At 55.4% G+C, this 24,383-nt stretch carries 20 protein-coding genes; all 20 read right to left on the minus strand.

Annotated elements, in window-relative coordinates; translation table 11 throughout:
- Positions 1 to 39 precede the first annotated feature (39 nt).
- Positions 40 to 1,089: a polysaccharide deacetylase family protein gene (locus O9H85_RS07720; RefSeq protein WP_269880734.1), complete on the minus strand. Its 1,050-nt coding sequence runs from the start codon at positions 1,087 to 1,089 to the stop codon at positions 40 to 42.
- A gap of 215 nt (positions 1,090 to 1,304) precedes the next feature.
- Positions 1,305 to 3,407 carry a polyribonucleotide nucleotidyltransferase gene (gene pnp, locus O9H85_RS07725; protein WP_269880735.1) on the minus strand — a complete coding sequence of 701 codons (2,103 nt, stop codon included), beginning with the start codon at positions 3,405 to 3,407 and terminating at the stop codon, positions 1,305 to 1,307.
- A 217-nt stretch (positions 3,408 to 3,624) separates the two neighbouring features.
- On the minus strand, positions 3,625 to 3,894 hold the full coding sequence (gene rpsO / locus O9H85_RS07730; protein ID WP_269880736.1) for a 30S ribosomal protein S15: 270 nt from the start codon (positions 3,892 to 3,894) through the stop codon (positions 3,625 to 3,627).
- A gap of 152 nt (positions 3,895 to 4,046) precedes the next feature.
- The gene (locus O9H85_RS07735; protein WP_269880737.1) at positions 4,047 to 5,003 is read right to left on the minus strand and encodes a bifunctional riboflavin kinase/FAD synthetase; all 957 of its coding nucleotides are present in this window, start codon (positions 5,001 to 5,003) and stop codon (positions 4,047 to 4,049) included.
- Positions 5,004 to 5,039: 36 nt separating this feature from the next.
- Positions 5,040 to 5,945: a tRNA pseudouridine(55) synthase TruB gene (gene truB, locus O9H85_RS07740; protein ID WP_269880738.1), complete on the minus strand. Its 906-nt coding sequence runs from the start codon at positions 5,943 to 5,945 to the stop codon at positions 5,040 to 5,042.
- Complete coding sequence (locus O9H85_RS07745) at positions 5,942 to 6,925, minus strand: DHH family phosphoesterase (RefSeq protein ID WP_269880740.1); 984 nt, start codon at positions 6,923 to 6,925, stop codon at positions 5,942 to 5,944. Before O9H85_RS07745 ends, truB begins: the two co-directional genes overlap by 4 nt.
- Positions 6,922 to 7,278 (minus strand): 30S ribosome-binding factor RbfA, encoded by a 357-nt coding sequence (gene rbfA, locus O9H85_RS07750; RefSeq protein WP_269880741.1) that lies wholly within the window; start codon positions 7,276 to 7,278, stop codon positions 6,922 to 6,924. Before rbfA ends, O9H85_RS07745 begins: the two co-directional genes overlap by 4 nt.
- A gap of 6 nt (positions 7,279 to 7,284) precedes the next feature.
- On the minus strand, positions 7,285 to 10,233 hold the full coding sequence (infB, locus tag O9H85_RS07755; protein WP_269880743.1) for a translation initiation factor IF-2: 2,949 nt from the start codon (positions 10,231 to 10,233) through the stop codon (positions 7,285 to 7,287).
- A 23-nt stretch (positions 10,234 to 10,256) separates the two neighbouring features.
- A complete protein-coding gene (locus O9H85_RS07760) occupies positions 10,257 to 10,556 on the minus strand; it encodes a YlxQ family RNA-binding protein (protein WP_269880744.1) in 300 nt (99 codons plus the stop codon).
- Complete coding sequence (gene rnpM, locus O9H85_RS07765; protein WP_269880745.1) at positions 10,543 to 10,860, minus strand: RNase P modulator RnpM; 318 nt, start codon at positions 10,858 to 10,860, stop codon at positions 10,543 to 10,545. The genes O9H85_RS07760 and rnpM overlap by 14 nt, the downstream gene beginning before the upstream one ends.
- Positions 10,861 to 10,895: 35 nt before the next feature.
- Positions 10,896 to 11,993 (minus strand): transcription termination factor NusA, encoded by a 1,098-nt coding sequence (gene nusA, locus O9H85_RS07770; protein WP_269880746.1) that lies wholly within the window; start codon positions 11,991 to 11,993, stop codon positions 10,896 to 10,898.
- 49 nt (positions 11,994 to 12,042) lie between these two features.
- Positions 12,043 to 12,507, minus strand: a complete 465-nt coding sequence (gene rimP / locus O9H85_RS07775) for a ribosome maturation factor RimP (RefSeq protein WP_269880747.1) — start codon at positions 12,505 to 12,507, stop codon at positions 12,043 to 12,045.
- 207 nt (positions 12,508 to 12,714) lie between these two features.
- Positions 12,715 to 17,049: a PolC-type DNA polymerase III gene (locus tag O9H85_RS07780; protein ID WP_269880748.1), complete on the minus strand. Its 4,335-nt coding sequence runs from the start codon at positions 17,047 to 17,049 to the stop codon at positions 12,715 to 12,717.
- Between the two features lie 95 nt (positions 17,050 to 17,144).
- Positions 17,145 to 18,593, minus strand: coding sequence for a proline--tRNA ligase (gene proS / locus O9H85_RS07785; protein WP_269880750.1), 1,449 nt, complete (start codon positions 18,591 to 18,593; stop codon positions 17,145 to 17,147).
- A gap of 109 nt (positions 18,594 to 18,702) precedes the next feature.
- Positions 18,703 to 19,959, minus strand: a complete 1,257-nt coding sequence (gene rseP / locus O9H85_RS07790; RefSeq protein ID WP_269880751.1) for an RIP metalloprotease RseP — start codon at positions 19,957 to 19,959, stop codon at positions 18,703 to 18,705.
- A 171-nt stretch (positions 19,960 to 20,130) separates the two neighbouring features.
- Positions 20,131 to 21,282, minus strand: coding sequence for a 1-deoxy-D-xylulose-5-phosphate reductoisomerase (locus O9H85_RS07795; RefSeq protein ID WP_269880752.1), 1,152 nt, complete (start codon positions 21,280 to 21,282; stop codon positions 20,131 to 20,133).
- A gap of 21 nt (positions 21,283 to 21,303) precedes the next feature.
- Positions 21,304 to 22,092: a phosphatidate cytidylyltransferase gene (locus O9H85_RS07800; RefSeq protein ID WP_269880753.1), complete on the minus strand. Its 789-nt coding sequence runs from the start codon at positions 22,090 to 22,092 to the stop codon at positions 21,304 to 21,306.
- A gap of 21 nt (positions 22,093 to 22,113) precedes the next feature.
- Entirely contained in the window at positions 22,114 to 22,881 is a 768-nt protein-coding gene (locus O9H85_RS07805) for an isoprenyl transferase (RefSeq protein WP_269880754.1), read from the minus strand.
- A 58-nt stretch (positions 22,882 to 22,939) separates the two neighbouring features.
- The gene (gene frr, locus O9H85_RS07810) at positions 22,940 to 23,494 is read right to left on the minus strand and encodes a ribosome recycling factor (RefSeq protein ID WP_269880755.1); all 555 of its coding nucleotides are present in this window, start codon (positions 23,492 to 23,494) and stop codon (positions 22,940 to 22,942) included.
- 3 nt (positions 23,495 to 23,497) lie between these two features.
- Positions 23,498 to 24,223, minus strand: a complete 726-nt coding sequence (gene pyrH, locus O9H85_RS07815) for a UMP kinase (protein WP_269880756.1) — start codon at positions 24,221 to 24,223, stop codon at positions 23,498 to 23,500.
- Between the last annotated feature and the right edge of the window lie 160 nt (positions 24,224 to 24,383).

Here is a 24,383-nt window from a genome sequence, read left to right on the forward strand (position 1 = left end):
CTTAGTCCTCCTCGGTCGTAACATAAATAGAGTTTAACATTATTGCCCAGCCGACTCAACCTGGGGGACCCGCTTCTCCGAGAGCACCTCGCTGACCGTTCCCAGCTGCAGCTTCTTGTTCTTAATCGCGCGGATCATGCCGTCGAGCGCCTGGCTGCTTGAGGACGTGGGGTGCATTAGAACGAGCGTTCCCGGCTCTACGCGGGAAGCGATCTTGCGCACGACGGACGAGGGCTCGGGCTTCATCCAGTCGACCGTGTCCAGCGTCCAGAGTACGGTCCTCAGCTTCATCCCATAGGCAATGTCGACCGTCGCTTGGTTAAAATCGCCCGAGGGCGGAGCGAACAGCGTGTTCCGGACGCCGAGCTCATTCTGCAGCAGAGCTTCCGTCTTCGCGATCTCCTCCGTCGCTTGGCTTCGGGAAAGCTGGCTCATATTTTTGTGGGAATAGGCGTGGTTGGACAGCTCATGGCCTTCCTTCTGGATGATGCGCGCGGTTTCGATATTTTTCTTGAGCCATGAGCCGTCGAAGAAGAACGTAGCATGCACGCCATGCTTCCGAAGCACCTCCAGCATGCCGGGGATATATTCATCCCCCCAGGCTACGTTGATCATCAGCGCCGCCATCGGCTTGTTCGGATTGCCCTTATATACCGGCTGCGAGCCGAGCTGATCGAGCGTCACCTTAGGCGGTATTTCGCGGAAGACCAGCTTCGGCGGATTCGGGAACATCTGCTGTTCGTTCTGCAGCAGGGATTGCTCGACATCGACTTCCAGGCCGTTATAGCCGGGTATCGCTTTCCAGATGCGGTCAAGCTTCGCATCCACCGGTGCGATCCGGCGCTTCACCGCCTCCGCTTGAATTTGCTCCCGCAACTTGGCCCGATTGTCCTGCAGCTGCTGCCGGGACCAGCCGTCTTTGACAGAGGCCGACAAAGCAAGGTTCGTCCTAAGCGACGTTACCGCCGCCGTTCCTTCGGCATGCTGCTTCGCATACTGAATAAAGCGCCCTACTCCGCTGGATAACTGCAAGCCGAGCAGCACCGTACCGAAGCAAAGTGAAGCAAACACCCATTGATAACGCTTCATGGCTCTACTCCCCACCGATTCTTGTTTGTCCCATACATATGCCGGGAAGGACAAGATTAGACCGTTTGGGAGCCGGACAAAGCGGATATTGGGCAAAAAAAGGAAAAACTCCTTTATCGGAGTCTTTCAGTCATACTTGCGTAAAAAAAAGAGACAGACGGCTCTGGCTCTTCTTTCGGATCATGACGGCTTGCTTCGAGCAAGCCGATATTTTCTTATGCTTGTGCCGGTACTTCCGCCGTCAGCACGGCCTTGCGAGACAGGTTGACGCGTCCTTGGTTGTCGATTTCGGTAACCTTCACCGTAATCGAGTCCCCGATCTTCAGCACATCCTCCACCTTGGCAATGCGCTCGGTAGAAATTTGCGAGATATGCACCAGACCTTCTTTGCCCGGCAAAATTTCGACGAATGCGCCGAATTTCTCGATCCGTTTCACCGTGCCGAGATAAATTTCGCCGACGACCACTTCACGGACGATCCCCTCGATAATTTGGCGCGCCTTCTCGTTCATCTCCGAGTTGGAGGAAGCGATGAACACGCGGCCGTCCTGCTCGATATCGATTTTCACGCCGGTTTCTTCAATGATTTTGTTGATGATCTTCCCGCCTGCGCCGATGACGTCACGGATTTTGTCCGGGTTGATCTGCATCGTAACGATCTTAGGCGCATAAGGGGAAAGCTCCTTCTTCGGCTCGGTGATGCGCTCCAGCATTTTGCCCAGAATATGCATCCGGCCGGTCTTCGCTTGCTCCAGCGCCTGGGTCAGGATCGCGCGGTCGATGCCGTCGATCTTGATATCCATTTGTAGTGCGGTTACCCCTTTGTCGGTGCCCGCTACCTTGAAGTCCATATCGCCAAGATGATCTTCCATGCCCTGAATGTCCGTCAGGATGGAGAAATGCTCGCCGTCCTTGATCAAGCCCATCGCTACACCGGCCACCGGTGCCTTGATCGGTACCCCTGCATCCATCATGGCCAGCGTGCTTGCGCAAATGCTTGCTTGCGACGTCGAGCCGTTCGACTCCAGCACCTCGGAGACGAGACGAATCGTGTACGGGAAATCCGTTTCCGAAGGAATGACCGGCTCCAGCGCGCGCTCGCCGAGTGCGCCGTGGCCGATTTCGCGGCGTCCCGGCGCGCGGAGCGGTCTCGCTTCGCCTACGCTGAACGGCGGGAAATTGTAGTGATGCATAAACCGCTTCGTTTCTTCCAAATCCAAGCCGTCCAGAATTTGCACATCGCCCAGCGCACCGAGCGTACAGACGCTGAGCGCCTGCGTTTGGCCGCGGGTAAACAAGCCGGAGCCGTGCGTGCGGGGCAGCAGGTTGATATCGCATTCGATCGGACGAATTTCGTCCAGCCCGCGTCCGTCCGGACGCACCTTGTCATGGGTGATCAGACGGCGGACTTCCTCTTTGACGATGTCGTAGAGCGTTTCCTTCACGTCACCCAGCTTGTCCGGCGTCTCCGCGTATACTTCCGCAAAATGCTCGACCGCTTCCGCGTTGATCGCATCGATCGCGTCCTGACGCGCATGCTTCTCCGGAATCTTAACCGCTTCAACGAGGCGACCAGCCGCAAAATCGCGAACCGCTTGATTCACTTCGCTGTCTACACTGTGCAGCTTCACTTCCATCTTCGGCTTGCCGGCATCCAGTACGAACTGCTCCTGAATCGCCACGATCTTGCGGATCTCGTCATGACCGAACATGATCGCTTCCAGCATGACTTCTTCCGGCACTTCCTCCGCGCCCGCTTCAACCATCATGATGGCGTCCTTGGTGCCGGCTACGACGAGATGAATATCGCTCTTATCCGCTTGTTCCAGCGTCGGATTGATGACGAATTGTCCGTCCACGCGGCCGACAATGACGCCGCCGATCGGACCGCTGAACGGCACATCGGAGATGCTGAGCGCAGCGGATACGCCAATCATGGCTGCAATCTCGGGAGCGCAGTCCTGGTCCACGCTCATGACCATGGCCACGACCTGAACGTCGTTCCGGAAACCTTCCGGGAACAGGGGGCGGATCGGACGATCCGTCAGACGTCCGGCCAGAATCGCCTTCTCGCTCGGGCGGCCTTCGCGTTTGATGAAGCCTCCCGGTATTTTACCAACCGCATACAACCGTTCCTCATAGTTCACGGTCAGCGGGAAAAAGTCCAAATCTTTCGGTTCGGCCGACGCGGTTACCGTACACAGCACGACGGTTTCGCCGTAGCGCGCCATGACAGCGGCATTGGCTTGCTTGGCCAAGCGTCCGGTTTCGAGGATGAGCGTTCTGCCGCCCAAATCCATCTGCACCTTCTTTTCCATGGGTACCCTCCTCATATTTCGCGCATCGTTCTCATGCACGATCCTCATTATGTATTCTCTATCATTTATAACCATTCTGCATAATGGCTAGTATTTCCTTCTTTTCGCGAAAACATTAGCCGAAAAAAAGCAACCGCGCCGCCTCCATGCCTCGTCCGAACGGACCGCAAGCACAAGGTCAAACGGGGTTGCTTCTTTAAGTGGCCGTTAAAAAAAATTAACGACGCAGACCGAGCTTCTCGATCAGTGCGCTGTAGCGCTGAACGTCTTTGTTCTTCAAGTACGTCAGCAGCTTACGGCGTTGACCTACCATCTTGAGCAGACCACGACGGGAATGATGATCCTTCTTGTGAGTCTTCAAGTGGCCGGTCAGATTGACGATGTTTTCCGTCAAAATTGCGATTTGCACTTCAGGAGATCCCGTATCGTTCTCATGCGTTTTGTGAGTTTGGATAAGTTCCTGTTTGCGTTCTTGAGTCAATGCCATGTTATTTCACCTCCATGAATGTATATCCCCTGTGGCCCAGAGACCGTCTGGAGAGTCGATTCTCCATGCCAAGGTTCATATTTTATGCCGGCACCTGTGTATCGACAACGTTTAACAGTATATCACAACCAGCAGATAAAAGTAAAATGAATTCATGCCATATCTTGAGAAGAATTTCCGGCGGCAATCCTCTTCGCCTGTTCCGCATCCGCCGCGATCTGGGCGATAAGCTCCTGCACGGAAGCGAACTTGCGCTCCGGGCGAATAAAAGCAAGCAGCTCCACGGCGATCAGCTCGCCGTAAATCGAGGCGTTAAACTCGAACAAATGAGCCTCCAGCGACGCAGCGGGCAAGCTCTCGTGAAACGTCGGTTTGACGCCGATATTCATGACGCCGGCATAGCTGCGTCCGCCTACGTAAGCGCGGATCGCATATACGCCGTTCGCGGGGACCAAATAGGGCTCTTCCAATCGGATATTAGCCGTCGGGAAACCGATCGTGCGTCCCCGGGCCTCGCCGTGAACGACCGTTCCTTGCAGGCGGTACGGGCGGCCCAGCAGCACGGTTGCGTCCTGTACCCGTCCATGCTGCAGATCGTCCCGAATACGGGAGCTGCTGACCTTCTCGCCGTCCAGATGAAACGGACGCACGACCTCGACGGCGAACCGTCCCTTGGCCAGCTCGCAGAGCCGGTCCGGCGTTCCGGCTCCTTTGTAACCGAAGGTGAAATCAAAACCGACATTCACCGTATTTACCTGAAGAGGGACAAGCATCCGCTCCACGAAATCTTCGGGGGACACCCGCATGAATTTCTCGTTAAAATCGACCAAATAAGCCGCGTCCACACCCTGCTGCCGCATCAGCTCCAGCTTCCGGGTATGCGGCGTCAGCAGCCTGGCGTATTTGTCAATGCCCATGACTTGGCGGGGATGCGGATGAAACGTCATGATCGCCGCGGGAAGGCCGAGCTCATGTCCCGATTGGACCGCCCGGGTGATCACTTCCTGATGCCCCCGATGAACGCCGTCGAAATCCCCGATGGCAAGAACCTGCGGCCGGGAGGCCGGCTCCTTGTCCCCCAGCGGAAACGTTAAATGGAACGTTTGCATGGATGAGTCTTCACCTACTATTCTCTCGAACCGAATTTATGAAAAGACTTTCATTGGTACAAGCAGCTTGCGCTCGGCATCCGTCTCGAAGATTCCGAGCAATCGTCCGTCCTCGGCGAACGCTGCGACGACGCCTTCCGGCTCAGCGCCGGAAGTCCACGGGATCTTCTGCCCAAGCAGGGCTCGCCGGGCTTGCTCCGCATTCAGACGGACCGACGGCAGATGGGACATCGCTTGTTCCGACGGAAGCAGACGGGATTCCAGTTCGCCGGATCGGTGGAGTTCGGCAATCTGCTCCAGCGTCAGGCAGCTCTCCGGTCCGATGCGGCCGGTCGATACGCGCACCAGCTCCCCCATGACCGCAGGGACCCCCAGCGCACGTCCGATATCGACGCAGAGCGTACGAATGTAGGTGCCCTTGGAGCATTCCACACGGAAGCGGACGGCCGGAAATTCCCCGGACCAATTCATCTCGAGAATCTCGATGCCGTATATCGTAACCTTCCTGGACTTGCGCTCCACCTGGACGCCTTGCCGGGCAAGCTCGTACAACCGCTTGCCGTCTACCTTAACGGCGGAATACATAGGAGGCACCTGCTCGATCTCTCCCACGAAGCGGGAGATGACCCGCCGTACCAGCTCTTCGCTCAGCCGCGACTTCACATCCTCCTGCTTCTCCATGACGGCGCCGCTTAAATCTTCGGTATCCGTTGAAAAGCCGAGCAGAAGATTCGCTTCATACGCCTTCGGCAAATCTTGAATATATTCGACAAGACGGGTGGCCCGTCCGATACAAAGCGGGAGCACACCGGTAACGTCGGGATCAAGCGTCCCGGTATGACCGATTCGTTTAATCTTGACAATCCCACGGACTTTCGCCACTACGTCATGGGATGTAAAGCCCTTCGGCTTCCATACGGGTAAAATACCTTCCAGCGTCATGCGAGCGCCAACCCTACTTCCTTCACGATCCGTTCGACCGCTTCTTCCATCGATCCTGTCAGCGTACAGCCTGCGGCCCGGATATGTCCGCCGCCGCCGAAGGATTGAGCCAGTCGGGCCACATCGACGGCTCCCGCCGAACGCATGCTGACTTTAATGACGCCGGGCTGCTTTTCCTTGAACAGCACGCCGACCTCTACACCCTCCACGTTTCTGGCGTAGTTGACCAGACCGGCCATATCCTCGGAGGATGCTTCGGTAGTTCTCAAGTCGTCCAACGTGACCGATAGCCACGCGAGCTTCTTGTCATGGGCAAACGAGAGGGTCTTAAGGCTTTCCTTCAGCAGGGAAACCTGAGCATAGGTCATCGTCTCGAGCAGACGTTCGGCAAGCTCGTAGCCGGGCACCCCATAACCCAGAAGCTCCGCGGCGATGGTAAGCACCTTAGGCGACGTATTGGAATAACGGAACCCGCCGGTATCCGTGAGCAGTCCCGAATAAATGCAGCTGCTGAGCTCGGAGGAGAACGGAAGACCGAGCGTCCTCGTCAAATCATACAACACTTCCACCGTAGCGGCGGCATCTTCACGCACAAGATTCACATGACCGAAGCCGTCATTGGTCGCATGATGATCGATGTTGAGCAGCTGGTAGCCCTCAGCGAAAACTCCATGCACTTTCCCGATCCGTTCAAAATCGGCGCAGTCTACAGAAACGATCCGCTCGAACGCACGTTCGAGCGGATTCGTCTCGTAGTTCGTGATGGAAAACGGGCCGGCCATATACATGAACTTGTCCGGCATCCGTCCTTCGTTAATCAGGGTAAACCGTTTGCCCATCGAGTGCAGCATCCATGCGACAGCAAAGGTTGATCCGGCAGCATCCCCATCCGGCTGGATGTGGGATACCACCAGGAAATCGTCGTTGCTGCGGAGAAATTCCGCCGCCTGCTCCAACTGAACGTTATAGCCCGTTGTCATAGACTGGCATTCCCCTCGTTAATTTGCTGCAGGAGCGATTCAATCTTGCTGCCGTAATCGATCGATGCATCGAACTTGAAGATCAGCTCGGGAATCTTGCGCATCCGGATCCGTTTGCCGAGCTCGGAGCGGATAAATCCGCTGCCGCGGCCCAGGGCCCGAAGCGTCTCCGCCTTCTGCTCATCCGTACCCAGTACGCTTAGATACACCTTCGCCTGGGAAAAATCGTTCGTCACCTCAACGCCGGTCACCGTAATGAACCCAATTCGCGGATCCTTCAGCTCGGATTGAATGATTTGGCTCAATTCCTTCTTAATCTGTTCGCCTACTCGGCCTACACGAATTTTTGCCATAGCGGATCACCTCTCTACAGTTTCCATGACGAAGGCTTCAATCGTATCTCCTTCTTTAATATCATTAAATTTCTCAAGAGATATACCACACTCGTAGCCTTGCGCCACTTCTTTGGCGTCGTCCTTGAAACGCTTGAGCGAGTCGATCTTGCCGGTGTGCACCACGATGCCGTCGCGGATCAGACGAAGCTCCGCATTGCGTGCGATCTTGCCGGAAGTTACCATGCAGCCGGCGATCGTTCCGACCTTGGTCACCTTGAACACGTTGCGGACTTCCGCTTGGCCGATGACGACTTCTTTGTACATCGGATCGAGGAGACCTTTCATGGCTTGCTCGATTTCTTCAATGATTTTGTAGATAATGCTATGGAGACGAATGTCGACCTTTTCCTGATCGGCCGTATTCTTCGCTTGCGGTTCCGGGCGAACGTTAAAGCCGATAATAATCGCATTCGATGCGGATGCGAGAATAACGTCGGATTCCGTAATCGCGCCTACCCCGTTATGAAGAATCTTCACGCGGGCGCCTTCGATGTCGATTTTCTCCAGGGAGCCCTTCAGTGCTTCCGCCGATCCTTGAACGTCGGATTTGATGATCACGTTCAGATCCTTGATGTCGCCTTCTTTGATTTGCTTATACAAATCGTCCAGCGTTACGCGGCTGTTCGCGCCCATCTCGGATTGACGCAGCGTTGTAGCGCGGCGCTCTGCAATGGCTCTTGCCTTACGCTCGTCCTCGAAAGCGAGGAACGGATCGCCCGCTTGAGGCACTTCCGTCAAACCGGTAATTTCAACCGGCGTAGAAGGTCCCGCTTCCTTGAGCTTCTTGCCTTTATCGTTGACCATGGCACGCACGCGGCCGAAGCATACGCCGGCTACAAAGCTGTCGCCGACCTTCAGCGTACCGTGCTGAATCATAATGCGGGCAACCGGTCCTTTACCTTTATCCAGCTCAGCTTCGATGACGGTGCCGCGGGCGCGTTTGTTCGGATTCGCTTTGAGCTCCTGAACTTCCGCAACGAGCAGAATCATATCGAGCAGATTTTCAAGTCCGATGCCCTGCTTCGCAGAAACGTTGCAGAAAATCGTGTCGCCGCCCCATTCTTCCGGAACGAGCTCATAATTCGTCAGCTCCTGCTTGACGCGGTCCGGATCGGCACCCGGCTTATCGATCTTGTTCACCGCTACGATGATCGGCACCTTCGCCGCTTTAGCATGGGCAATGGCCTCAACCGTCTGTGGCATAACTCCGTCATCCGCAGCAACCACAATAATCGTAATATCCGTTACCTGTGCTCCACGGGCACGCATGGAAGTAAACGCTTCGTGACCTGGCGTATCCAGGAATGTAATTTTCTTATTGTGCGTCTCGATCTGATAAGCACCGATGTGCTGCGTAATCCCGCCCGCTTCACCTTCGGTTACGTTGGTTTTGCGGATCGCATCTAGCAGCGTCGTCTTACCATGGTCAACGTGACCCATAATCGTAACGACCGGAGGACGTTCCATTAAGTCCGCTTCGTCGTCTTTCTCTTCAACCAGCTCAAAGTTGTCTTCCTCTACCGGAATCTTCAGCTCGACTTCAACGCCGTAGTCGGACGCAAGCAGCTGAATGGCATCCAGGTCCATCTCTTGGTTGATCGTCGCCATTACGCCCAGGAACAACAGCTTCTTAATGACTTCGGAGGCGTCCTTGTGCAGCAATTTGGCCATTTCGCCGACCGTCATCGTGCCGCGTACGATCACTTTCTTCGGTGTATTGTCGATCTTCGGCTTCGGAGGCTCTTGTTGGCCGCGTCCGCCGCGTTGATTGCGGCCGCCGCCGCGTTGGTTCGAGCTTCTGTTATCGTCAAAACGTCTGGCGCCCGGCTTGGGCTTCTTCGGTCCTACACTCTTCGTATCGTCGCCATCGACGTCGTTGAGGGACGGCACCTTCGGAGGCGCTGCGTTAAATGCGGCACGTGCGCCCGCATTCCGCTCCCGGTCGCTCCGGGAGTCGAAGCCACGCCTTTGATCCGGACGCTGGCCTTGACCGCCGCCGCCTTGACCTTGCGGACGAGCAGCCGGCCGGCTGCCTTGAGACGCGGCAGTGCCGCTGCCGCCCTGGCCGCCCCCGCGATATCCGCCTTGACCGCCTTGACCTTGACCGCCTCCGCGGTATCCGCCTTGGCCGCCGCCTTGACCGCCTTGGCCTTGGCCGCCTCCGCGGTTGTATCCGCCCTGACCGCCTTGACCGCCCTGGCCTTGGCCGCCTCCGCGGTTGTATCCGCCCTGACCGCCCTGACCTTGGCCGCCTCCGCGGTTGTATCCGCCCTGACCGCCCTGACCTTGGCCGCCTTGGCCGCCTTGGCCGCCTCCGCGGTTATATCCTCCCTGACCGCCGCCTTGGCCACCTTGGCCGCCTCCGCGGTTGTATCCGCCCTGACCGCCACCTTGGCCGCCTCCGCGATTGTATCCGCCCTGGCCGCCACCTTGGCCACCGCCGCGATTGTATCCGCCCTGACCGCCGCCTTGGCCGCCGCGGTTAGAACCGCCTTGGCCTTGCTGACGTCCGCCTTGGCGGTTATCACTGCCTTGGCCCTGGCCGCCTTCACCCTGGCCGCCTTGACGCGTGGATACCGATTGTACTTGCGAGCCCGGCTGCTTCGTCTCCGGCTTCGGCTGGACGGCAACCGTTTGTTCCTTCGGTTCAGGACGAGCCGAGGTATGCGCCGGTCTGTCCGCCGGCTTCGAGCCTCCGCCCGCTCCGTCCCGTTTTGCTGCTGCATTCGCTTTTACGTCTTTAAAAAATTTCTCTACGCTCTCCACCGCACCATTCTCCATTACGCTCATATGGTTGTTAACCGGAATATCCAGTCGTTTTAATATCGTGATAATCTCTTTGCTGCTCATATTCAGTGACTTTGCATATTCGTAAACTCTGAGTTTATCTTTATTGTTGTCCGGTTTAGTCAATACTGTCCACCTCCGTACGTATTCTATGGCTGATCCATCAACATACGCGCAAATCCCGCATCGGTCACGGCAATCACTACGCGCGCTTCCTTACCGATGCTGGCCCCCAATTGTGTACGATCACCGAACTGTAGTAAAGGAACTTGGTAAGTATTGCACTTATCGCTGACTTTTTTGAGGGTGCCTTGCGACGCGTCCTCCGCAACGATAACCAGCTTGGCGCTGCCGCCGCGAACCGAATCGATCACGAACTCTTCACCGGTGACGACCTTCCCCGCCCGCATGGCCAACCCTAAATTGTTAAAAAATTTATTCGTCTTCATCGTCATCCACCGTATCTTTAGCCGCCAAAAAATCGTCCTCCACCTTGATGAAGTCCCTTTCCAAAGCATCGTAGATTTCCGGACTGACGGTTATTTTGAGCGCCCGGTCGAACGCCCTCGACTTCTTCGCCAGCTTGAAGCAGGAGGATTTCCCGCACAGATAGGCGCCACGGCCGGCCTTCTTCCCCGTAATGTCGATGAGCAGTTCATCGCTTGGCGTCTTCACTACGCGGATCAGCTCTTTCTTGGGCATCATCTGCTGGCAGGCGACGCACTTCCGGAGAGGAATTTTTCTTTGCTTCATTACCAGATCCGCCCCTTGCTAAATTTATTGAAACGCTAGTCGATGCTCACCGAATCCTGGTGCATTTCTTCGGCATGCGTCTTCGGACGGCCGAATTCCTGCTCCGCCTGGGTTTCGCTCTTGATATCGATCTTCCAGCCGGTCAGCTTCGCCGCAAGACGGGCGTTCTGGCCCTTGATCCCGATCGCGAGGGACAGCTGATAATCCGGTACGATGACGCGCGCCATTTTCTCGGCCTCATATACCTGCACCTCGATTACTTTGGACGGGCTGAGCGCATTGGCTACATACTCTTCCACGCTGTCCACCCAGCGCACGATGTCGATTTTCTCGCCCTTCAGCTCGCCTACGATCGTTTGCACCCGCATGCCTCTGGGTCCTACGCAGGAGCCGACGGGATCAACCTCCGGATTGCGCGAGTACACGGCGATTTTGGAACGGAATCCGGCTTCGCGCGCCACGGAACGAATCTCGACCACCCCTTGAAAAATCTCGGGAACTTCCAGTTCGAACAGACGCTTCAGCAGACCCGGATGCGTTCGGGACAGCATGATTTGCGGCCCTTTCGTCGTATTCTCGACCTTCGTGATATAAGCCTTCACGCGGTCTCCGTGCTTAAACTTGTCGGTCGGCATCAGCTCGCCAAGCGGCATGGCCGCTTCGATCTTGCCAAGGTCGATGTACAAATTCCGCTGATCCTGACGCTGCACAATGCCGTTGACGATATCTTCTTCTTTATCGACATAGGCGTTATAGATCAGGCCGCGTTCCGCTTCGCGAATGCGCTGGGTGACGACCTGCTTCGCCGTCTGAGCGGCGATCCGGCCGAAGTCCCGCGGCGTTACTTCGATTTCGACGATATCGTTCAATTGATAGTTTTGATTCATTTCCCGAGCCGCGTACAGCGAAATTTCGAGACGCGGATCCAGCACTTCGTCGACGACGGTCTTGCGCGCATACACTTTGATCAGTCCGGTATGGCGGTTGATATCGACGCGCACGTTCTGGGCTGTGTTGAAATTGCGTTTGTAGCTTGAAATCAGCGCCGCTTCGATCGCATCGATCAGCACTTCTTTGGCGATGCCTTTTTCCCTTTCGATCTCATTCAGCGCTTCAATAAAATCCATGTTCATTTGAATGGAGCTCCCCCTCTCATAAAATGCAAGCGTAAAAACGAATCCTCTAGAATAAAATGGCCAACCGTGCGCTGGCGACTTTACCGAAAGGAATGCTGATCTTCTTCTTGCCCATTTCGATGACGACGGTCTCTTCGTCAAAGGAATGCAGCGTGCCTTCGAATTCCTTCAGACCGTCAATCGGCTCGTAGGTCGTAACGAATACATGCTCGCCAACCGCTTTATGGTAGTCCTGCGTTTTCTTCAGCGGACGCTCCGCGCCGGGTGAAGACACCTCGAGGAAATAAGCTCCTTCGATCGGGTCCTTCTCATCGAGCTTCGCGCTCAGGTACTCGCTGATCCGGCCGCAATCATCGATATCGATGCCACTTTCCTTATCGACGTAGACCCGCAGGAACCAGTTCCCGCCCTCTTTGACATATTCCACATCGACAAGCTCAAATCCGTTTTCATTCAAAAAAGATTGAACCAGCTCTTCCACGATGGATTTGATTTGCTGTGCACTGCTCAATCGATTCCCTCCTGTCAAGGCTGCGATTAGGATGTGTAAAACGCTTCGTTCGCCACTCGCCAGAGCGCAAATAAAGCTTATACAAAATGTAAAGAGTGGGTTTCCCCACTCTCTGAACGCGAGATATTACATTGTTACCAAAGAAGATTATACCATAAGAGTTCGTTTCATGCAATATAACGAGCCGGGGTCTCCGCCGGCCGCTTGCTAGAATAAAGACAGCTGGTTCGTTTCCGGCAAGCCGCGGAAGCAGCCCATGCCGGCGAGCAGCTCGACGATCGTTTTGGAGGCTTTACTCCGGTTCTGGAAATCCTCGATCGACAGGAACGGCCCTTCATTCTTGGCGGCGGCGATATTCTTCGCGGCATTGTCTCCAATGCCCCCGATCGCCGAGAACGGCGGAATGAGCGAATCTTCTTCGACGAGAAACTTCGTCGCATCCGACTTGTAGAGGTCGATGCTCTTGAAGGAGAAGCCGCGGGCCGTCATCTCCAGCGCCATCTCCAGCAGCGATACGGAGTTTTTCTCCTTCGGCGTCGCCTGGAAGCCCTTCTCCTCGATCTCGATCAAGCGGCGTAAAATCGCGTCATAGCCTTGGCAGAGCAGCTCCAGCTCGAAGTCGTCCGCCCGCACCGTAAAATACGTCGCGTAATATTCGATCGGATAATAGAGCTTGAAGTAGGCAGTACGCACGGCGGATATAACGTAAGCCGAAGCATGCGCCTTCGGGAACATGTACTGGATCTTCTCGCAGGAATCAATGTACCATTTGGGCACATTGCACTTTTTCATCTCTTCCTTCCATTCTTCCGTCAGGCCTTTGCCCTTCCGCACGCTTTCCGTAATTTTAAAAGCCAGCGCCGCATCCATTCCCGCTTTGTAGATCAGGAACAGCATGATATCGTCGCGGCAGCCGATCACGGTCTTGATCGTACAGATACCTTTCTTGATCAGCTCCTGCGCGTTGTCGAGCCAGACGCCCGTACCGTGCGACAGTCCCGAAATCTGCAGCAGGTCGGCAAAGCTCGACGGCTTCGCTTCCTCCAGCATCTGGCGCACGAACTTCGTCCCCATTTCGGGAACGCCGTAGGTTGCGACCGAAGTACGGATCTTCTCCGGCGTCACGCCGAGCGAATCCACCGAGTTGAACATACTCATGACCTTCGGATCGTTCATCGGGATGGTCGTCGGGTCCACGCCCGTCAAATCCTGCAGCATCCGCATCATCGTCGGGTCATCGTGCCCGAGAATATCCAGCTTCAGCAGGTTCGCATCGAAGGCGTGGTAATCGAAGTGCGTCGTCTTCCAGTCGGCGCTCGTATCGTCTGCCGGGTATTGCACCGGTGTGATTTCGTTCACGTCGATGTAATCCGGCACGACCACGATCCCGCCCGGATGCTGGCCGGTGCTGCGCTTGACGCCCGTACAGCCGGAGGCCAGCCGGTTCAGCTCGGCGCCGCGCCAGCTTTTCCCCTGCGCTTCCTCGTACTTCTTGGCGAAGCCGAAGCCGGTCTTCTCCGCCACCGTGCCGATCGTTCCCGCGCGGAACACGTTCTTCTCCCCGAACAGCACCTTCGTGTAGTTATGCGCGTGCGGCTGGTATTCGCCCGAGAAGTTTAAGTCGATATCGGGAACCTTGTCCCCTTTAAAGCCAAGGAACGTTTCGAACGGAATATCCTGGCCTTCGCCTTTCAGCTTGCTGCCGCATTTCGGACATTTCTTATCCGGAAGGTCGAATCCGGAAGGGATGGACCCGTCCAGAAACCACTCGCTATATTGGCAGGTGCAAATATAATGAGGTGGAAGCGGGTTGACCTCGGAGATGCCGAGGAACGTAGCGACGACGGAAGAGCCGACCGAGCCCCGCGAGCCTACCAGGTAGCCGTCCTCGTTCGATTTTTTCACCAAGCGCTCGGAAATGAGATAGTTCGCCGAGAAGCCGTATTTGATGATCGGCACGAGCTCCTTCTCCAGCCGGGCGGTAATGACCTCCAGCAGGTCGTCTCCATAAATTTTCTTTGCCGTTTCATAGCATTTGGTCCGGATTTCCTCATCGGCGCCTTCGATAATCGGCGTGAATAGGCCGTTATCCGTCGGGCCGCCTTTGGTCGGGAACAACTCCAGCTCCTCGAACCGGTCCGCCAGCTCGCTCGTGTTCTTGACAACGACCTCATAGGCCGTCTGCTCGCCGAGAAACTTAAACTCCCCCAGCATCTCCTTCGTCGTCCGCAGATGCACGTCGGGCTTGCGGATATCCTTCAACGGACTAAAGCCGGTAATGCCGTGAATCGTAATGTCCCGAAAAATCTTCTCGCGCGGATGCAGGTAGTGCACGTTGCCTGTGGCGATGACCGGCTTGCCCAGCTTGCGCCCTAGCTCTACGATCTTGCGGCTTGCATCCTCGAGCTGAGCCGGGCTTCCGACCAGGCCTTTGTCCACCAGATGCATGTTCACGCAGGTCGGCTGAATTTCAAGCACATCATAGAACTCGGCAACCATCTCGGCTTCTTCTACCGATTTGTTCAGTACCGTTTCGAACAGCTCTCCCTTTTCGCAGCCGGATGCGATGAGCAGGCCGTCGCGCATTTTTTGCAGCAGGCTTTTCGGAATGCAGGGAACCCGATGAAAATATTCCGTGTGCGAAAGGGAGACGAGCGTATACAGGTTTTTTTTGCCCGTCATGTTGAGAGCATAGATGCAGCAGTGGAACGGCCGCTGCGTTTTTAGGTTTTTGCCGACCTCGTCGTTCAGTCGGTCCAGCTCTCCAAATCCGCGTTCCCCCGCTTCCTTGAGCAGATGGAACAAGACATGTCCGAGTGCGATGGAGTCGTCGATGGCCCGGTGATGATTCTCCAGACTGACCTTGAATTTCTCGGTCAGCGTGTTGAGCCGGTGATTTTTGAGCGACGGGAACAGCAGCCTTGCCAGCTCCAGCGTATCGAGTACGGGATTCGTCACCTCGGGATGCCCCATCCGCTTGCAATTCGCCTGAATAAACCCGATATCGAATCTCGCATTGTGCGCAACCAAGACGGCGTCACCGACAAAATCAAGAAACTTCGGCAGCATCTCTTCCAGCTCCGGTGCCCCTTTGACCATTTCGTCGGTAATGTTCGTCAGCTGCTGTATATTGTAAGGGATGCGCTCATGCGGATCGATGAAGGTGGAGAAGCGGCCGATTTCCTTACCTTCCTTCATCTTGACTCCGGCCAACTCGATGATTTTGTTGCTCGTGACGGACAGGCCCGTCGTCTCGATATCGAAGACTACATACTCGGCGTCGCTTAGCGCCACCCCCGTCGGGTTCATCACGACCAGCACGGAATCGTCGACGACGTTGGCCTCGACGCCGTACAATATTTTGATATGATGCTTATGCGCCGCATGGTTCGCTTCCGGGAAGCTCTGCACGCCGCCGTGATCCGTAATCGCGATCGCCTTATGGCCCCATTTGGCCGCGGTCTTGATGTATTGGTCTACGGACGTTATGCCGTCCATCGTGCTCATCGTTGTGTGAAGATGGAATTCAACGCGCTTTTCTTCCGCATTGTCTTTGCGTTCGGGCGGCGCCATAATTTCATTGACGTCGGACGGGATCATGACGAGCTCCGGAATTTGCATGAAGCGGTCGTATTCGACGCGCCCCCGCAGCTTGAGCCATGTTCCGTTCGAGATCAGATTGTAGATTTTCACATCCTCTTTCGTTTTGGCGAACGCCTTAATCATAAGGGAATCGGTGAAATCCGATATATTGAACGTGTACAGGGTGCTGCCGTTTCGAAGCTCCTTCACTTCAAGCCCGAATACCGTCCCCTGTACGGTAATTTTCTTTTCCTCGTCCTTGATATCCTGCAGCGGAACGGCCTGATCCCGGATATCGTAGCCGACCATGAGCTTCACCTCGGCGTCCGATTCGGCTGAAGCCGCTTGATTCTCCGCCTCAACGGCAGTCATGATCACGCTGGTGACTTCTTTTTCTTCCTGCTGGATTTGCTTCTGGAACTGTTCGAGGACATCCTCGCGAGCGGCATCCACCGTCAGCTTAACCAGGTATTCCACGCCGAAGAACGTGGAGAAATAATTGCGGATCCATTCCGCAATGTTCTTCTTCTTCGCCAGCTCCAGCCCGATCGAGTCCAGCAAATGCAAGGTCAGTACCTTCCCCGCGACATCGATCTTGGCTTTGGTCATCCAGCCGTTGATCGATGCGGCTTCACGCTGAACCCATTCGATGAACATGCCCCAGTACTCGTGAGCCACCGCCTCCGGCGACACCTCATCGGTATACTGCAGCATGAAACGAATCGCGGCAATATGCGCGAACTTATCCCGAATCATTTTACAGAACGAACGGTAAATATGGTGGGGCACGACCGTGTTTTTGACGATGTAAAACGTCCACTCCCGGTTCTTGCGGCTCGTCTCCACCTTATCAATATATCCGTCCGAGAAAAAGGAGCGAACGACGTCCGCCGGCACCCCGGCCCGATCCATCAGCATCTCGAAGCGCTCCCGCTTCGCCGCCGTACTGCTACTGCTCATGCTGGTCCTCCCCCACATGTGAACTGCCAATTCTCCCAAGAAAAAGGAAAGGACAAAAGGAATGAGTTGCGTCCCGTTTTGCCCTTATGACTTCATTAGTAAGCTCGTCCGAAGACGACCGTATGCTTGGCCGCTTCCCCGCAGGCCAGGCATGTCGATTTGTGCACTTCCGGCTCAAAAGGAATGTTCCGGCTCGTCGCACCGGTTTCCTCTTTCACTTGCGCCTCGCAGGCGTTCGAGCCGCACCAGCCCGCATATACGAAACCGCGCTTCTGCTCCAGGAACGACTTTAGATCCTCGATGGTATCCACCTGAGCCATATGGTCGTCGCGGAACCGCTTGGCTCGATCATACATTTCCTGATGGGTTTCCGTCAACAATTTTTGTACTTCTTCGACAAAACGGTCCTGAGCTACGATGCGCTTCTCCCCGGTAATGCGGGACACGAGCACAACTTGTCCATTGTCCATGTCGCGAGGCCCAAGCTCCACGCGAACCGGCACGCCGCGCATTTCATATTCGTTAAACTTCCAGCCAGGGCTTTGGCTAGGGTCGTCGTCCACCATGACACGGACGCCCGCCTTCTTCAGCTCTGCGTACAATTCCCGCACCCGGGCGTTCACTTGCTCGCGTGTCTTGGCCGGGCCGATCGGAATCATGACGACCTGCGTCGGCGCGATCTTCGGAGGAAGCGCAAGGCCACGGTCGTCGCCGTGCACCATGATCAGCGCCCCGATCAGACGCGTGCTGACGCCCCACGAGGTGGTATGGCAGAACTGCTGCTGATTCTCGCGGTCAAGGAATTTGATGTCGAACGCTACGGCGAAATTCGTGCCGAGGTAGTGGGAGGTTCCCGCCTGCACCGCCTTGCCGTCCTTCATCATCGCCTCGATCGAGAACGTATCCACCGCGCCGGCGAATTTCTCGGAAGGCGTCTTCTGCCCCATAATGACCGGAATCGCCAAATAGTTCTCGGCGAAGTCGCGGTAAATTTCCAGCATCTGCATCGTTTCTTTGCGTGCGTCCGCTTCGTCCTCATGCGCCGTATGGCCTTCCTGCCACAGGAATTCGCTGGTGCGAAGGAACGGCATCGTTCGTTTCTCCCAGCGGACGACGTTCGCCCATTGGTTAATGAGCAGCGGCAGATCGCGGTACGATTGAATCCACTCGGCATACATATGGCCGACCATGGTCTCCGAGGTCGGACGGATAGCGAGCCGCTCCTCCAGCTTTTCGCCGCCCGCTTCCGTTACGAACGGCAGCTCCGGGTTAAAGCCCTCCACATGCTCCTTCTCCTTCTGGAAGAAGCTCTCGGGGATGAAGAGCGGGAAGTATGCGTTGCGGTGCCCCGTCTCTTTAAACCGGCGGTCCAGCTCTTTCTGGATGTTTTCCCAAAGCTCGTAGCCGTCCGGCTTGAAGACGATACAGCCGCGAACCGGCGAATAGCTCATCAGATCCGCCTTCTTGATCGTATCGATATACCAACGGGAAAAATCCTCGCTCTGCGGCGTAATTTCTTTGACAAACTGCTTATCGTTCGACATCGTTATCCCCCTGACACGAAAGAAGCTATTCGTGATTATTCATCAACCGAAAGCGACGCCGATGAACGGGAGGTTTCCCGCGTCATGGGCGTCTGCATTCGCTGTCCCCTTATCCTTTGATTAAACGCAAAATATCATTATAAGTCACGGCGATCATTAAAAGCATCAGCATAGCGAATCCGACAAAATGAACCATGCTTTCCCGGCTCGGATCCACCGGCTTGCCGCGAACCGCCTCCAGCAGGAGAAATACCAGCCGGCTTCCGTCCAGCGCCGGAAACGGCAGCAGGTTGAAGATGCCGAGATACAGGCTGAGCAGCCCCGCCCAGAAAATGTACTGAGCCCAGCCGGCACTAGCCTGCTCGCTCGTAAACTTCACGATGCCGACCGGTCCGGCCATATCCTCCATTTTAAACTGGAGCGTAACCAGCTTGCCGAAGCTGTCCAGGATCGATGCGGTCGCTGACGTCATGCTGCTCCAGCCGTTCGTGATGCCCTCGGACAAGGATGCGGGACGGGTTTCCGCGGTGAGTGTGACGCCGATTTTCCCGCTGCCCTGATCCTCGGCCGGCACAACCTCTTTGCGCATCTGCTCTTTATTCCGCTCGATGATCCAGATCATCGGCTTATTCACCGATTGCTTGATCTGGCTCGTCAGCTTGTTGCGATCGGCGCCGATCGGCTCTCCGTTGACATTCAGGATCAGATCGCCTGCCTGCAGTCCCGCCTTCTGCGCGGGAGATCCGGGGACGGTATCCATAATCTTCACTTTATCCGGTACGCCCGCCATGAACACCACGGTAACGAACAGCACGAATGCCAGCAGGAAGTTCATTACCGGACCCGCCGCTATGGACAATGCGCGCTGCCCTACGGTTTTGCTGCCGAACTGGCGATCGAGCGGAGCGATTTGCGTTTCCTTATCCTTGCTCACCATGAGCGCTTGCGGATCGATGGGGTACCTTTGGACATCACCGTCGACATCGAGGCGGACAAACAAGTCCTTTTCGAGATCGATCTTCTCTACTACGCCTTCCAGCGCTCCGGAGCGTTGTTCAAATTCGTTGAGATACAGATGCGTCGACCTGCCATCCTCAAGCTTCAGCGCGATGCGCTGTCCCGGGTTGATTTGTACGATTTCCGGGTCTTCCCCGGCCATCCGGACAAAGCCGCCGATGGGCAGAAGTCTTAACGTATAGCGGGTTTCTCCACGCTTAAAAGATACGAGCTTCGGCCCGAAGCCGATCGCGAATTCCCTGACAAGAATACCCGCGCGTTTCGCAAAATAATAATGTCCCCATTCATGAATCGATACGAGAACAAAAAACATAAGCACAATCTGAAGTGCATTCTGCAGCGTAGCCAAATCTTTACGGCCTCCTTAAGCACGAGTGTCTATAGCAGGTTCATGGAAGGGCGCTTCTTTGATACTAAGATTAACATTATTTGCGTAGGGAATACAAGCTGCGCCATGTTATGAAACCTATTCACTCCGGGCCGTAAACATGCCTGCCGCGGCGGGCTTCGAAAGCTTCGTTCATAGGGTGAAACGGATCCCCGAGGCCGCTACCCTGGCCCACCGGTCGATCTCAAGAATATGCTGCAGCTCCGGTACCTTCACCGCGGTATGTCGATCCAGAACAGACGCGATCAAGTCCTCAATGTGAAGGAAGCCGATCTCTCCCTTCAAGAAGCGCTCTACCGCCACTTCATTGGCCGCATTAAACACCGCGGGAACCGAGCCGCCCGCCCGTCCGCTCTCGTAAGCCATACGGAGACACGGATACCGGTCCAGGTCCATCTCGCGAAAATGGAGCCGGCCGACCTCCGCCAGACTGAGCCGCTGCGAAGGCGTCCGCATCCGGTCCGGATACGTAAGCGCATACTGAATCGGCACCCGCATATCCGGCATGCCCAGCTGGGCAATGATGCTGTGATCGACGAACTCAACAAACGAATGAATGATGCTCTCCGGATGAATCAGGACGTTAATTTGTTCATAAGACAATCCGAACAGCCAATGTGCCTCGATGACCTCAAGCCCTTTGTTCACCATGGTTGCCGAGTCAATCGTAATCTTGGCGCCCATCGACCAGTTCGGATGCTTGAGCGCATCCTGCACCGTAACGCCGTGCAGCTCCTCGCGCGTTCGGTCGCGGAACGATCCTCCGGAGGCTGTCAGCGTAATGTTATGTATGCGTTCCTTCGATTCTCCGTTCAAGCACTGGAAAATCGCCGAATGCTCGCTGTCGATCGGCAGCAGCTGCACGTTCCGCCTCGAAGCAAGCTCCGTTACCAAATGCCCGGCGCTTACCAGCGTTTCTTTGTTGGCCAGACCGATTTGCTTGCCGGCTTCCACGGCCGCCAGCGTCGGCTTCAGGCCTTGGCTTCCGACGAGCGCCGTGACCACAACGTCCGCATCCGTCGCTGCCGCAATTTCCAGCAGCCCTTCTTCGCCATAAAAGACCTCAGTTCCGGAAGGAATATCTGCCAGCAGCTTGTCGGCGAGCGCTTTAGTAGCTACCGATACCTTCTTCGGCTTGAATGCCCGCGCTTGTTCCGCCAGCAGCTCGACATTATGTCCTCCTGCCAGTCCTTCGACAGCAAAAAGCTCGGGATAATGGGAAACCACGTCGAGCGTCTGAGTGCCAATGGAGCCGGTAGAACCCAGAATGCTAATTTTTTTCATGCCGTTCACCTCTGCTCGGAATTATACGCTCGGCAGCAAGGCAAGCATATGCAGAAAAGGAAACACGATCAGCCAGCTGTCGGTCCGGTCCAGCACGCCGCCATGGCCCGGAAGAATCGTTCCCGTATCCTTGATCCCCTTCACCCGTTTATAGGCCGATTGAATCAAGTCGCCCATCTGGCCGACGACCGCAATCAAGAGCCCGATCCAAACGGCCAGCTGCCAGGATAACAGCTCCGGACGCACGAATGCGAACACAACGGCCACCACGATCGACAGCACCACGCCGCCGATCGCCCCTTCAACCGATTTCTTGGGTGAGATGGTAGGCCACAGAGGCGTCTTACCTAACCAACTGCCGGTAAAATAAGCTCCGGAATCCGTTGTCCAAATGCAGAAGAATACGAGCAGCGTCCAGAAGAGACCCCCCTCCTCCATCCAACGCGTCGCCAGCATGTAATGAAAGCCGAAGCCGATATACACCATTCCGATAAACGCCATAGCTGCTTGATCGATGGTCGTCTTGTTCTTGGAAATGACGGTAAGCGCCATAAACAGAAAAAGAAAGACCCAGGTGATCCGCTCTGGCGTCATGCCAGCCAGCTGTCCCTGCAGAGTCAAACAAATTACGCCCAAATAACCGAGTAAGGTCAGCGCTTTGTTGTCCTTCAGTTTGTTCATACGCAAGAACTCGTCATATCCGATGAAGGACAAGACGAGAAGTAGACCGGCAAACCAATAACCTCCGAGCAGGAGAAGGGCAATAAAACCTACCCCGGCGATCAGACCGGTGATGATCCGCTGCTTCAATTCAGGTTCCTCTTTTCTCTGCTATAACCCGCCGTATCTTCTTGCGCGGCGCTGATATTCTTGAATCGCCTCATAGAAATTGTGCTCTTTGAACTCGGGCCAGCACAGCTCCGTAAACCACAGCTCGGAGTAAGCCAGCTGCCACAGCATGAAATTGCTGATCCTCAGCTCGCCGCTCGTCCGGATCAAGAGATCCGGATCCGGCAGTGGATCCGTAAGCAAATAGCGGGAGAAGAGTGACTCGTCAATTTCCTCGCCGCTGATTTCGCCCTGCTTTACGTCGGCGACAAGCCGCTGGATGCCTCTTAGCATTTCCTTGCGGCTGCCATAGTTCAAGGCAAAATTAAGAATAAGACCCGTATTGTTCTTTGTCTGATCTATGGCATCCTGAATCGCCTTCAGCGTATAATCCGGCAGCCCTTCGTGCCAGCCGGTCATTCGGATTTGAACGTTATTGGCGATCAGCTCATCGATTTCTTTCGGAAAAAATTCCATAGGAAGCTTCATTAAGTAATCGACTTCTTCTTTCGGGCGTTTCCAATTTTCCGTTGAAAAAGCGTACATGGTCAGCACTCGAACCCCTATGGCGTTCGCTGCCATCGTGATCTTCTTCACGTTCTTCATGCCGGAATGATGTCCAGCCACTCTAGGCAAGCCGCGCTTCTGCGCCCAGCGGCCGTTTCCGTCCATAATGACGGCGACATGATTCGGAATATTGTCTGAATCGAGCTGTTGTATCAGCTCTTCCCCTTCCGGTTTGCTTCCAAACCATCGCTTGAATGGCTTCATTATTCTAATCCCCCATGAGGAAAGACTAAAAGCCCCCTTGAATAAGGGGGGCTTCACCTTAAACTTCCATAATTTCTTTTTCTTTGGCGCTTAATACTTTATCTACTTCGGCAATAAACTTGTCCGTAAACTTCTGAATATCTTCCTGGTGTCTGCGGGACTCGTCTTCGGAAATCCCGTTCTTCTCGAGCTTCTTCACGTCGTCGTTCGCGTCGCGGCGGATGTTGCGGATCGCCACCTTCGCTTCTTCCCCGAACTTCTTGGTCATCTTGACCAGCTCCGCGCGGCGCTCCTCCGTAAGGGCCGGAATTACGATCCGGATCGAGCTGCCATCATTGGATGGCGTCAAGCCAAGGTCGGATTTCATGATCGCCTTCTCGATGGCAGACATCGAGCTTTTGTCCCAAGGCTGAATCATGAGCGTACGGGAATCCGGCGTATTGATGTTCGCCAGCTGGTTCACCGGCGTCATGGAGCCGTAATATTCCACTTGTACGCGGTCGAGCAGTGCAGGAGTCGCGCGTCCGGCTCTGAGCGAGGACAGCTCCTTCTTCAAGGAGCCGACCGCTTTCTCCATCCGCTCCTCTGCGTTCTTCTTGATCGTTTGAGGCATTGTTTACACGCTCCCTTTCACAATCGTACCGATCTTATCACCAAGGACAACCCGTTTGATATTGCCTCTCTCGGTGATGGAGAAGACGATTAACGGAATGTTGTTATCCATGCATAAGGAGGATGCTGTAGAGTCCATTACCCCGAGGTTCTTGTTGAGCACTTCGAGATAAGTCAACGTCTCGAATTTTTTAGCGGTAGCGTCCTTGAACGGATCCGCTGAGTAAACGCCGTCCACCTTGTTCTTGGCCATCAGGATGACTTCCGCTTCGATCTCCGCCGCACGCAGCGCTGCCGTCGTATCGGTTGAGAAATAAGGATTCCCCGTCCCCGCCGCGAAAATAACGACGCGTCCCTTCTCCAGATGCCGGATCGCACGGCGGCGGATATACGGCTCAGCCACCTGCTGCATATTAATGGAGCTCTGAACCCGTGTCGGCACGCCGATATTTTCTAGAGCATCCTGCAGGGCCAGCGAGTTCATGACGGTCGCGAGCATGCCCATGTAGTCCGCGGTAGCGCGGTCGATGCCTTTGGCGCTTCCGGCAATGCCTCGCCAGATGTTGCCGCCGCCTACGACGATCGCCACTTCGACCCCAAGATCGAATACGTCTTTGACCTGCTCTGCGATCGTGGAGATCATATCGGAGTCAATTCCATACCCCTGCTGGCCGGCCAAGGCCTCACCGCTTAATTTTAATACGACTCGTTTATATGTCGGACGTTCCAAGCGCTAACCCTCCGTTTCAATCAAACCTTCCCTGCCAGGATAAACGGCTGCGCCGTTCTTGCCTTACAAGGCAGCCTTTTATCAGGAGGGATGCGGACCATAAGCCCGCCGAGAATCATTCTATCGATTTAAGTCCGCCTAACGCTTTAGCGAACTTACT

The organism is Paenibacillus gyeongsangnamensis (genome assembly GCF_027533625.1).
GTDB classification, from domain to species: domain Bacteria; phylum Bacillota; class Bacilli; order Paenibacillales; family NBRC-103111; genus Paenibacillus_G; species Paenibacillus_G gyeongsangnamensis.

Coding starts and splice junctions, on each gene's coding strand:
- O9H85_RS07795 (WP_269880752.1), bottom strand. CDS start 21,282: ATGAAAAAAATTAGCATTCTGGGTTCTACCGGCTCCATTGGCACTCAG.
- O9H85_RS07745 (WP_269880740.1), bottom strand. CDS start 6,925: ATGACAACGGGCTATAACGTTCAGTTGGAGCAGGCGGCGGAATTTCTC.
- O9H85_RS07735 (WP_269880737.1), bottom strand. CDS start 5,003: ATGCAAACGTTCCATTTAACGTTTCCGCTGGGGGACAAGGAGCCGGCC.
- O9H85_RS07760 (WP_269880744.1), bottom strand. CDS start 10,556: ATGAAGACGAATAAATTTTTTAACAATTTAGGGTTGGCCATGCGGGCG.
- nusA (WP_269880746.1), bottom strand. CDS start 11,993: ATGAACATGGATTTTATTGAAGCGCTGAATGAGATCGAAAGGGAAAAA.
- O9H85_RS07720 (WP_269880734.1), bottom strand. CDS start 1,089: ATGAAGCGTTATCAATGGGTGTTTGCTTCACTTTGCTTCGGTACGGTG.
- O9H85_RS07805 (WP_269880754.1), bottom strand. CDS start 22,881: ATGAAGCCATTCAAGCGATGGTTTGGAAGCAAACCGGAAGGGGAAGAG.
- truB (WP_269880738.1), bottom strand. CDS start 5,945: ATGACGCTGGAAGGTATTTTACCCGTATGGAAGCCGAAGGGCTTTACA.
- proS (WP_269880750.1), bottom strand. CDS start 18,593: ATGTCGAACGATAAGCAGTTTGTCAAAGAAATTACGCCGCAGAGCGAG.
- rnpM (WP_269880745.1), bottom strand. CDS start 10,860: ATGAAGCAAAGAAAAATTCCTCTCCGGAAGTGCGTCGCCTGCCAGCAG.
- rbfA (WP_269880741.1), bottom strand. CDS start 7,278: ATGGCAAAAATTCGTGTAGGCCGAGTAGGCGAACAGATTAAGAAGGAA.
- pnp (WP_269880735.1), bottom strand. CDS start 3,407: ATGGAAAAGAAGGTGCAGATGGATTTGGGCGGCAGAACGCTCATCCTC.
- frr (WP_269880755.1), bottom strand. CDS start 23,494: ATGCCTCAAACGATCAAGAAGAACGCAGAGGAGCGGATGGAGAAAGCG.
- O9H85_RS07780 (WP_269880748.1), bottom strand. CDS start 17,049: ATGAGCAGTAGCAGTACGGCGGCGAAGCGGGAGCGCTTCGAGATGCTG.
- rpsO (WP_269880736.1), bottom strand. CDS start 3,894: ATGGCATTGACTCAAGAACGCAAACAGGAACTTATCCAAACTCACAAA.